At 68.4% G+C, this 1,787-nt stretch carries 2 protein-coding genes; one reads left to right on the forward strand and one right to left on the reverse strand.

Going from position 1 to position 1,787, the window contains the following annotated elements:
* Positions 1–10 precede the first annotated feature (10 nt).
* Entirely contained in the window at positions 11–1,255 is a 1,245-nt protein-coding gene (locus WAW85_RS06325) for a PspC domain-containing protein (RefSeq protein ID WP_422558784.1), read from the reverse strand.
* Between the two features lie 119 nt (positions 1,256–1,374).
* On the opposite strand from WAW85_RS06325, the gene WAW85_RS06330 reads away from it, so the two are divergent.
* On the forward strand, positions 1,375–1,787 hold a 413-nt coding region (locus WAW85_RS06330), incomplete at its 3' end, for a PspC domain-containing protein (protein ID WP_422558785.1).

The following is a 1,787-nucleotide window of genomic DNA, read 5'->3' on the forward strand; positions in this document are numbered from 1 at the left end:
GTCGAAGGGTTCACGAAGCTTCCTCCTCCACATCGTCGACGCCGTCACGGTGTTCCAGCGCGCCGCTCGCCCGCGGCAACCGCAACGTCACATTCGTACCGCGTCCGGGTGTCGAGCGCAGTTCCGATTCGCCCCCGACGCGTTCCATGCGCGCGCGAATGGACCCGGCGATGCCTTGCCGGTCGTCGTCGACGGAGTCGAGGTCGAACCCGCGGCCACGGTCACGCACGAAGACCTCGACGCGGTCGTCGAGCACCTCGGCGTACAGGTCCACTTTCTGCGCGCCGGAGTGTTTGGCCGCGTTCACCAGCGCCTCGCGGGTGGCGCCGATCAGCGCGCTGGCCGACCGCGCCCACGTCTCGTCCCGCAGTTCTTCGGGTGTGGTGTCACCGACGGTCACCGCGTCGATCTCGGTGCCGTAAAACTCCTCCACTTCGGCGGCGAGGGCGGCAATGGCGGCAGCGAACGATTCTCGACGTTGCGCGGGGTCGCCGAACAGCCATGTGCGCAGTTCGCGTTCTTGCCGCCGGGCCAACCGGGCGACCACTTCGGGATCACCGGCCTGCTTCTGGATCAGCGCGAGCGTCTGGAGTACGGAGTCGTGCAGGTGCGAGGCGATCTCTTCGCGTTCGGCGGTACGGATGCGGGCGGCGCGTTCGGCGTCGAGGGTGCGGATCATCCGCATCCAGAGCGGCACGGTCAGCAGCACGACGCCCACCAGGGTGGCGCCGACGGCCAGGATCGTCGTATTGACGCCGCCGAGCGAGTTCCCGGCCACCACCAGGACCACCAGTCCGCCGATCACCAGAACGGCGCCGGCCAGGATCCGCAGCCAGGTGACGGTCGATCGTCGGGCGCCCAGGCCGGTGACGTCCACTTCGCGCCAGACCAGGGCGGCGCCGCCGAGGACAAAGAGCGCGGCCACCAGTTGCTGGGCGGGCGCATTGGACGCGGCCACCACACTGATGCCGAAGGCGACGGCGGAGAGCACGATCAGCCCGTAGGCCTGCCGACGTTCGGCGGGGCGGGGGCGCTCGATGTCGTGGCCCTGCGGGGTGAAGAACCAGAGGGCGAGGTAGGCCAGGGTGCCGGCGCCGGCGAGGGCGTTGAGCACCACAAAGACCACGCGGACGCGGAACACGTCGACGCCGAGGTGGTCGGCGATCCCGCCGCACACTCCGGCGATGACCTTGCCGCCGTCTCGGCGATACAGTGTCGGCGTCGTCGACGTCGAACGGATCTTCTCGGTTCTCATGACACTCTCGATAGTGGCATGTCCGGAGCCTGGTGTGCCCGCACCGGAGCAGAGTTCAGGGAGTATCTCAGGGTGATTCCCGATTCACCGGCGGTACCGTCCGCGACAGGATCAATGGCATGAACACCACCACGCTGCAAGACTTCTGGGCGACGCGTCCCGTGCGTCGTCGCCGTGAAGGTAAAGTCGCCGGCGTCTGCGCCGGCCTGGGTGCGCGATACGACGTCGATCCGACGTTGATCCGGATCGCGTTTGTTGTTGCGACGCTCTTCGGCGGCAGCGGCATCCTGCTGTATATCGTTGCCTCGCTGGTGATGCCGAGTGCGCGGGACGGGTCCAAAGCGGACGCGAGCCTCTCGACGGGCAAGCTGATCGTGCTCGGCGTGATCGCGGTGATCCTGGTGACCAGTTTCGGCCGCGACGCGATGTGGAGCTCCGGCGGCCTGCTGGGCGCCGTCCTGATGGCCGTCGGCTGCTGGCTGCTGTACCAACGCACTCCCGTTCCCCCGCCCGGCACCGCCGTCTCCCAGCC

This window comes from Gordonia sp. (in: high G+C Gram-positive bacteria) (genome assembly GCF_049299075.1).
Classification (GTDB): Bacteria; Actinomycetota; Actinomycetes; order Mycobacteriales; family Mycobacteriaceae; genus Gordonia.